Below are 8,746 nucleotides of genomic sequence, written 5' to 3'. Positions count from 1 at the left end.
GCATGCCCTCGGACCGGTGCAACCGGCGGATCTCCGCCCAGTCCTCCACCTTGATCACCCTCCACAGAGTGGGAGGGGGTCAGTTTTCGGCCGTCGCCTGGGGGTCAGTTTTCACCCGTCGTCGACAGCCGTATGCATCTCAGCTTCTCTCATCTCAAGCGAGTCAGCTACTTTAAGCACCGGCGTGGCGCGCTGTTGTTCGCAAGCATTCTGGTGTGCGCTCCGGAGCCGTCACGTGCCCTCGCCCGACCGGCCGTTGATAGCTGCCCGACGCAGGTCAAGGGCTTGCGCAGCTGTCGAGGGCAGGCGCTCGCGCTTCCCGCCGAGCGTCATGTCCAGGTGCCCGGCTCAGGTAACGGATGCGATCGGCGACTCCCCGGCCGGGAGGGGGAGTCGCCACCCTTCGGCGCCCGGCGTTCTACCCGGCGAACAGGTCGGCCATCGCGGCGTCCGTACGCGCAACGGCCTCACTCAGGGCATCTGCTCGACCGGCCAGGTAGGCACGATGCCGCCGATTCTTCTCCTGGCAGGCCCGGTATCGAGCCTGCCTCGCTTCCTCCGCCAAGGCATCGCGTGAGCGGGCGAAGGCCAGGCCGACCCCGTTCGCGAGTTCGCGTCCGGTCATCTCGTCGGGGACGATAAACGCGAGGGGCGGCGAATCGACCGGACGGCGTCGAGCGAGCAGGCGAGGCACCGGACGCAGCCTCACGAGGTGGCTTCACGGTCGAGTGCCCACGAGGCCCACACGACCTTGCCCGGCTTCGGCGCTGCGACGGGGTACCAACCCCAGGTGCCGGCGAGCATCGTCGCCAGCCGAAGGCCGCGCCCGCCTTCGTCGTTGACCCCCGTGTCGGGGATCTGCGGTCGGCCGTCCCCGGAGTCGCGGACCTCCACGATGAGGCGCTGGGCCGATATCCGGAGCTGGACGAGGATTATCGCCAGCTCGTCGAGGGCGAGCAGCTCGCCGGGTAGCGGCTCGCCCGTGATGTCGAAGGCGTTGGTGACGAGTTCGGAGAGCACCTGCTGGCACTCCCAGCCGTGGTCGGCCTCCACTCCCCATGCCGACAGCTTGGCGCGTGCGAACGAACGCACCAGGGGGATCGCGGTTGGCAGGGCGGCCACTCCCACAAGCTCTCTGAAGTCCCTGCCGTCGTGCAGCGGGGGTCTTGCGCCGAGAGTGGCCATGTCGGGCCGCGGGGGCGCGGTCGGTGGCACAGACATCTTGTCGCTCCTGATTGTGAGCCTGCAGACGAACGACAGCCGGTTCTCGGAGTCCGCTGGACATGCCCTCGGAAGGGGTAAGCCAGACCCTCGCTCACTGACTGTCCATGCTGTGTGACAGTCACGAGTATGTGGCTGTCTTCACCGGGTCGGCAAGGAGTTCTGTGACACTGCGCATTTCTTTCGTGACCCAGACATGCGGAAAAGGGGTCGAAGTGTGTCACTTCGACCCCTGCATGTATCTGGATGGGCTAGGGCAGGCGGTGCCTTCCCTCCCGGATTTCCGTCAACAACGCCGCCCAGGCGCTCACTTCGAACTCCAGTACCGGCCCGGCCTGACCGGCTGCGGTGTCCCGGACGCCGACCCGACGTCCGCCGGCCCGCCCGGCCTCGACGCAGTTGTTGCCCGTTCCGCTGTACGAGGACTTGCGCCACCCGACGTAGCGCTCACGACTGCTCATGATGATCTTCCTAGCGCGAGGGGAGGGAGTCCGCGGCATCCGCCAGCATCTCGCGTGACCGCTCGGTCGACAGGGCCGCACGGACAAGGCCTCCGTACACCATCTCGAACTGCGCGGTCTGCTCCGGATCGGTGAGGACCAAGTCGGTCGTCACCGCCTCCAGAGCCACCACACTGGGATCGCCGTCGTCCGGATAGGTGTACATCGAAAACGAACATTCAGGGATGTTGTACCCCGGGATCTCAGCGTCCACAGGCAGAACCCGCACCGTCACCCGCTCGTCCTGCCGGGATAGCTCGACGATGTGGCCCAGCTGCCGACGGAACACCTCCGCCGGGACCGAACGACGACGCAACACCACCTCGTCGAGGATCACCTCGTAGGACGGGCCGGCTGGACGATGCAGCATCCGCTGCCGCCCGACCCGCCCCTTCAGCACGCCGGCAACCTCGGCATCAGGCGGCAAGGGCAACTCGGTGTTGGCCAAGCGCGTAGCGATGAACTCCTCCGTCTGCAGCAGCCCCGGAATCAGGTTCTGCTGGTACTCGCGGATGACGCTCGCACCAGCCTCGAGGTTGGCGAACCTGGCCTGACGCTCACCGATCCCCGACGACTCCCACCAACCATGCGCCGCCGCCTCCGCAGTGATCTGCACGAGCTGCGTCCACTTGTCACCCTCCACACCGAGGACGTCCAGCAGGCGCTGCACATCCTCCTGGTTCGGTGCGACATGCGCGTTCTCCAACTTGCTGATCATCTGCCGGTACACACCCGACCGCTTGGCCAGATCCTGCGCCGAGACCCCGGCCCCCTCCCGCAGCTCGCGCAACTCCGCCGCAAGCCGCAGCCGGCGGACATACGGACTGATCAACACCCCACCCCGCGTCCTCGAACACCGACTGTCACGCTTCCAGGACATGCAGCGTATCCACGTCCGGTCCCGTGCGGGTCTGCCTTCCCGACTCCCGAAATGCTCCGACCGAGGAGCGCGCGAGCGTGCGCACGAGCCTTCAGCGCCGCCCGCCAGTACGGGACGCCGATAGACGGCCTTCGCCGTCCTCTGGGCGTTTCCACCAGAGCCCACGACTGCGTTGAGGGGCCAGCGTCCGGTAGCGATACGCGCGAGTCCGGGCGCCGTGGCTGATACGTGACTGTTGACCCCACCTTGTTCCGCTTAGTCGAGAATGGATTGCGCCATCGCGCCGTGTCCGATCTTGGCCCGTACCAATCGCCGTGCTAAACCGGGCCGCTACGAGATGATGGGCTCCGTGCGCGTCACTCGCTTGCAGATTTCAGGCTTCCGTGGCTGGGAGCAGCTAGATCTCCGTCCCAACAGTCATGTGGTCTTGGCCGGGGTCCCCCGTGCGGGGCGGACCGACATCATTGAGGCCCTCACGCGTGTGCTCGACCCCGATGGGGCCCGCAGCGCCTCGCTGACTGATCTGCACCAGGACGTCCCTGGATCAGTCCACGGCCCCGAGGCGCAGGACGAGGGAGCAGGGAACGCGGCTGATCCCATCGCGGTTACCTCCGCGGAGGCATACGGCATAACGCTTTCACGTAGATAGTCCGCAGCCGATTCGCCGCGTCGACGCTGACGGGCGAGACGCCCCCTGGATGGCAAACGCGTCGGGATCCGGGTGTTCTTACACTCGACAACGTTTACAGCCCCATCGGGGGCGAGGGCAATGATATCGCCGATCAAGAGTACGTTCGTCAGGTCGGCTAGGACAGGCACCCGCCCCGCGCGGACCAAGTGCTCGGCCACACTCCAGACGAATTGTGCATCTGCAGTGTTGACCGGCGGCGGCGCGGCGCGGCCAGGGTGCTTGGCCAGTGTCCGGATGGTGTGTTGCTCAAAAATCGACCACGCCAGCGCATCGCCGATCGCTCGAAGCTTTGTACGGTGATGCTTAAGAAGATCACGGTCGGCAGCGGCATGGGACTGCCGGCCGTGTTCCTCCTCGAGCATATGTTGTAGCTCGAGCACAGATCCCTCAGCTGGGAGACCAGACAGATACCGCATCGGCTCCTGCCTGCGTTGACGCAGCTCTTGCTCTGTGGCCAGCGTCGGAGCAGGTCCTGTATCAGTCACGTGCCCAGTGTCTCACCTGATTGAGGCGCTACATCAACGTATTTTCACAGCAGCTTCTAGTATTTGTTGCAAGGGGTCTTCGGGAGAATCTTGCTATGCCCAGACATCGTCTTACGCGTGATGAGCGTGCGCAGGTCGAAGTGTTGTGAGGTGAGGGCCGGTCGGTGCCGCAGATCACGGTGGTGGTCGGTCTGCACCGTTCGACGGTGTGGCGGAAGGTGGGACGCCGCCATTCCTATCGGCGTAGAGATGTCGCCGGTCGGGGGGCGGCATCCCGGCCGCGCCACCACCGCCCCCGGTGGGCTGGGTGGGTTGAACCGGTGGACTTATTCGTGTCCCGCGGCGCAGCGCAAGGTTCAGGAGCGGGCGCGGCGGGCGCGGTGGTTCGAGCCGGGCAAGCTTGATCGGCAAGAGCAACATCGGGGCCGCGCCCGCGCCGACGGCCCGTTGTGGCCAGTGGTGCGTGACCTTTGAGTCCGGCGCTGGTCGCCGCAGCAGATCGCGACGCACCTGCGCGCCTCCATCCCGACCGTCCGGAGTTGCAGGTATCGCACGATGCCATCTACCAGGTGATCTGCTATCAGGCCCGCGGCCGAATGCATGCCGAGTTGGATCGGCAGGTCGCGCTGCGCTCGGGCCTGGGCCCTGCGGCGTTGGCAGTCGCGGCTGGCCACCGCCGAGCGCAGCGCCAAGCCCTTGGTCGGTGACCTGCACATCTCCACCAGTCACACCCATGTCGAGGATCAGGCGGTGCCTGGTCATTGGGGGCGACCTGATCATCGGCGCCCCCAGCACCAGCGCCATCATCACCCTGGTAAAGGGCATCACCCGGTTCACCATGCTGGGAGCGTTGCCGTACTCACGGCCACATCGGGTGCGCTCCGAGAGACTGACAACAGAATGACCCGCACGGAGGGTGATCGTGCACCTGAGTCCTCCGGGCACGGTCGAGGCTCGGAGGGAAGGCTCGGAGGGAAGGCTCGGAGGGAAGGCTCGGTGGTGTGGCCATGGTGTGGCCGAACTGCGTGGGAGGGCTTTGGATCTTGGGGCATGGGGTGGCCGCGTGTCCGCTTTTGAGTGGACTTTGTGGTACGCGGCCACCTGCTGTGGACGGGTTACGAGGCTCTGCTAATGCGGTTTGGGTTTACCGCCCATCCGGGGTTCAAATCCCCGATCCTCCGCCACCTGACCAGGGACTTCGCCCGAGATGGCAATCTTGGACGAAGTCCCTGTCGCGTTCCAGATGTCCGTTTTGTTGGCCCTGGATAGCACGTGGTGAGCACGAGATGTCGTGGCGGCGTCACCGAGCCCAGGTCAGAGCCCCGAACCGGATCACCGGAACGACTATCCTGCGTGTTCGGTTCGCCTCCTGCGCCGGTCCGCCAGCGAGACCACGTTCACCGGCGGCTCGGCCGTCACCTCGTCGGCTGACATGCGCGGAACGACAGCGGCGACGGCCTCAGCGGCGGCCTTCGACACCTCCGGCAGGACGGAGGTGCAGGTGTCGGCGGTGAACGAATGACGCGCGGTGCCGCCGCGCGATCCGCTCCGGTGCCCAGCCCTCCTCGACATGCCTCCGGCGGACCCGCCCGTGCTTCTCGATGAAGTCGTCGAATCGTGTGGAGATCCATTGAGGGCGAAGCGTCTGCCGTCCACCTGGGTGAACACCCGCCCGAGTCGACCCAGACTTCGGCTCCGGCGGCGAGGCGCTCCTCTTGTTGGCGCTCGCGCCATGCCGGCAGCACCGAGATGGTCGTCGAGTCCAGGGCGACCGTTCGCTCGCCGGCCTCCGACTTGGTGTCGTCGTACCCGTCGCCCTGATCAGGCAGCGTTTCCCTGATGATGATCGTCCCCGAGCCCTTCAGGTCGGTGTCCTGCCAGGACAGCCCTGCGACCTCGGCTCGTCGCAGACCGCGGAAGGCGACCAGGTGAAAGAGGGCGTACAGACGCTCGTCGACCGCGAAGTCCATAAGGAGCAGGAGGCGATCAGGAGGATGCAGGCATATCCGTAGCTCCCAGGTCGACTGACCCGGCGAATGACCGGTTCCAATACCCACGCCTCAAGGGATTCATCCCCAGTCGCAGGAGTAGCCGTAGTGGCGCGTGCCGACCGGGTGGCCCGCCGGGAGCGGATTCCCGGTCAGCGGCGGGATCTCGATGGCGTCCCATGCGAGCGTGCCGTCGGCGTTGAGATGCTCGTGGAGGTGGACGACGCTGTCGAACCGTCCGCCGGAGTAGGTGAAGAGGGTCAGTTCGACGCCGAAGGGGGGCTCTTTCACCGCCGCTACCACTGGGGCGAGGAGCCAGGGGCATGCCCAGCGGACTTCGTCCGGATGGGTGGTGACGACGCTCTCGGTATGGAGGAACGAGCCGGATCCCATGTCCAGGGTGAGCTCGTAGTACGAGAAGGGCGGTTCGTTCTCCAGTGCGTCGGTGCTCGCGGTGTCGTCGGTCCAGGCGTGCAGGGCGGCGATTCCGGCGCGGGCGGCGGGGTCGTCGGGGGCGGTTTCCAGCACTTGGGTGTAGAGGGCGTGTGCTTCGTTGCGCCTGCGTGCGAGGGTGTGCTCGTCCTCGCCGTGCGCGTTGGCGTTGTCGTCGTTGAGCTGCCAGTAGGCGATCTGCTGGACGAGGCGCCCGGCGAGCACGACGGCGGCGAGCCGATCGTCGGGACGGGCGCGCAGGGCGGCGCGGAGCCATGGTTCCTCCGGCCACGTCAGGAGGAACTCCGGGTCCCTGAGACGCTCCAGGGAATCGCTCCTGAGCATGCACAGCAGACGGCCCAGCTCGCGAGCGGCGTCGGGGTCCCCGGCGGTCGCCGCGGCCCGCAGCCTCGTGATCGTCTCCTCGGTGATCGCCACGGCAGGCCAGGCTAGTGTCTTGAGTCGTTACTTCGTTGGCAGTATGCGGCGAGGGTTTCGAGTATCTCGTCCGCGGGCTTGGTCCACACGAATGGCTTGGGGCGCTTGTTCCACTCGTTGATCCAGTCACGGACGTCGCGTTCGAGTTCGACGACGCTGCGGTGGGCTGAGCGGCAAAGTTTGCGGTTGGTGAGTTCGGCGAACCAGCGTTCGACCAGGTTGAGCCAGGACGAGCTGGTCGGGGTGAAGTGCAGGTGGAACAGGGGGGTGGCGGAGCAGCCATTCTTTGACCTGCTCGGTCTTGCGAGTGGCGTAGTTGTCCAGCACCAGGTGCGACTCCAGATCACGCGGAACGGCGGCGTCGATCAGCTTGAGGAACCGTGGGAACTCCTGGTGGCGGTGCCGACGGTAGTGCCGGCGATCACCGGCCCCGAGCGCAGGTCCGGGCGGTGAACAGGCTGGTGGTGCCGTGCCGGACGTAGTCGTGGGTCATCCGCGCCGGGGTGGTGGGCGTGATCAGTAGGATCGGGGCCGTCCGGTCGATCGCCTGCATCTGCGACTTCTCGTCGACGGCCAGCACCAGCGCGTTGTCGGGCGGGTTCAGGTACAGTCCGACCACGTCGCGGACCTTGTCGACGAACTGCGGGTCGGTGGACAGCTTCCAGGTCTGCACGGCATGCGGTTTGAGGCCGAACGCGCGCCAGATCCGCGAGACCGCCGACTGCGACATCCCGGTCGCCGCCGCCATCGACCGCGTCGACCAGTGTGTGTCGGCGCCGGGCGTCTCCTCCAGCGTCGCGGTGACGACCCGCTCGACCTGCTCATCGGAGATCGCACGCGGCCGGCCCCGGACGAGGCTCGTCGGTCAGGCCCTTCAACCGATCGGCCAGAAACCGCGACCACTACTTCGACACGGTGTTACGCGAGGCGACTGTTCGGCGGTGAACGCCGACTCAGCAGGCCCCTAGCTGTGCTCGTTACTCCCGATTTCCGGAAAGTCCCAGACGCGGACGGTACGGTCTCGGCCGGCGGTGATGGCGACGGGGCGGGCATCCAGTTGGGTGAACCGGACGGCGCACACTTCGCTGGGGAAGTCCGGTTCCTCCCGCCGGTGCATGGTGTTCGGCTCTGCCAGCAGGCGCCGGTCCGCGATGTCCCACAAACAGAACGTGCCGTCCGCGCCGCCGGTCCCTGCGACCACGCAACCGTTGACGACGCCGGCATCGAAGCATTCGATGTCGCCTCCCGGCACGGTGATCGGCTCGGCCCAGGCCGGGGCGTCGGGATCGCTGACATCGCACACCCCGAGCACCCGTTCTCCGGCCGCGAGCAGGAACGCGCGGTCTTGAACGGTTGCCAGCGCGAAGTGGTTGAATTCGTCCTCGCTGTCGTCGGGTGCGTCGAGTTCGAGGATGGGTTCGTCTTGGTCGAAGTCCCAGACGGCGATGCCGCCCTGCACGCCGTTGGCTGCGATGACCGATCGCCCCCACACTGTCCCGGCCGCGATGCTCCCGCAGCTTTCCAGTTCGTCGGTCAACCAGATGAGACCTTCTACGCTGTCATCGTCCCCGGGCTCTCGCGCGCCGAGGTCGTCGGTCTGGGGGCTGTCATTCTTCGCCGGGCTATGCACCTCTAGGCCCGGGGCGCCAAAACCGAGAACGAAGAGGGTCCGTCCGCTGAGTGCCACCGCGCGAACCGAGCTTACGCTGCTAGGTTCGGCACCAGATAGTACTTTTCCGGTTTCCAGGTCCCATTGCGCGAAGCCCTGGTGGTCACCGCCACCGCCGACCACTATGCGGCCGTTGACGACCGCGGCGCCGAGCGCGGTGAGCTCGGTGTAATCGCCCTCAGAGTCTTCAAGCCACGGATTGTCGAGTTGGTACTCGGTCCACTGGTCGGTTGCCGGATCCCATGTGCAGGCGCGGCGGCTGACATCGTGCGTGCACACCACTAGGGGGCGCCCAGCCATCATGGCGAGGTCGAAATCCAGGACGGCCTTGTTCGAGGGCACTCGGCTGGTCAGGACGGGGTGGAGTTCAGGCATGGGCGGATCTTATAGGCGCGAAGCCCAGCAATGATCGGTTTGGAGCAGATGTGAGGCAGCCGGACCG

At 66.4% G+C, this 8,746-nt stretch carries 7 protein-coding genes and 1 pseudogene; all 8 read right to left on the bottom strand.

What is annotated here, in order from left to right; all coding sequences use genetic code 11:
• Nucleotides 1-418: 418 nt before the first annotated feature.
• Nucleotides 419-694, bottom strand: a complete 276-nt coding sequence (locus F8568_RS32380) for a hypothetical protein (RefSeq protein ID WP_151597493.1) — start codon at nt 692-694, stop codon at nt 419-421.
• 11 nt (nt 695-705) lie between these two features.
• Nucleotides 706-1,185, bottom strand: coding sequence for an ATP-binding protein (locus F8568_RS32375; RefSeq protein WP_151597499.1), 480 nt, complete (start codon nt 1,183-1,185; stop codon nt 706-708).
• Between the two features lie 287 nt (nt 1,186-1,472).
• The gene (locus tag F8568_RS32370; RefSeq protein WP_151597492.1) at nt 1,473-1,682 is read right to left on the bottom strand and encodes a DUF397 domain-containing protein; all 210 of its coding nucleotides are present in this window, start codon (nt 1,680-1,682) and stop codon (nt 1,473-1,475) included.
• A 10-nt stretch (nt 1,683-1,692) separates the two neighbouring features.
• The gene (locus F8568_RS32365; RefSeq protein ID WP_160573843.1) at nt 1,693-2,556 is read right to left on the bottom strand and encodes a helix-turn-helix domain-containing protein; all 864 of its coding nucleotides are present in this window, start codon (nt 2,554-2,556) and stop codon (nt 1,693-1,695) included.
• Between the two features lie 2,636 nt (nt 2,557-5,192).
• Entirely contained in the window at nt 5,193-5,747 is a 555-nt protein-coding gene (locus F8568_RS32360) for a site-specific integrase (RefSeq protein ID WP_151597490.1), read from the bottom strand.
• Nucleotides 5,748-5,846: 99 nt separating this feature from the next.
• A complete protein-coding gene (locus tag F8568_RS32355) occupies nt 5,847-6,635 on the bottom strand; it encodes a tetratricopeptide repeat protein (protein WP_151597489.1) in 789 nt (262 codons plus the stop codon).
• Between the two features lie 11 nt (nt 6,636-6,646).
• Nucleotides 6,647-7,534: pseudogene (locus tag F8568_RS48870) on the bottom strand (IS630 family transposase); the annotation flags it as partial.
• A 65-nt stretch (nt 7,535-7,599) separates the two neighbouring features.
• Nucleotides 7,600-8,679, bottom strand: coding sequence for a WD40 repeat domain-containing protein (locus tag F8568_RS32345; protein WP_151597488.1), 1,080 nt, complete (start codon nt 8,677-8,679; stop codon nt 7,600-7,602).
• Nucleotides 8,680-8,746: the final 67 nt, after the last annotated feature.

This window comes from Actinomadura physcomitrii (assembly GCF_008923205.2).
Lineage (GTDB): Bacteria > Actinomycetota > Actinomycetes > Streptosporangiales > Streptosporangiaceae > Spirillospora > Spirillospora physcomitrii.
Note: the sequence above shows the minus strand (reverse complement) of the source record. Positions and strands in the feature narration are given on the sequence as shown.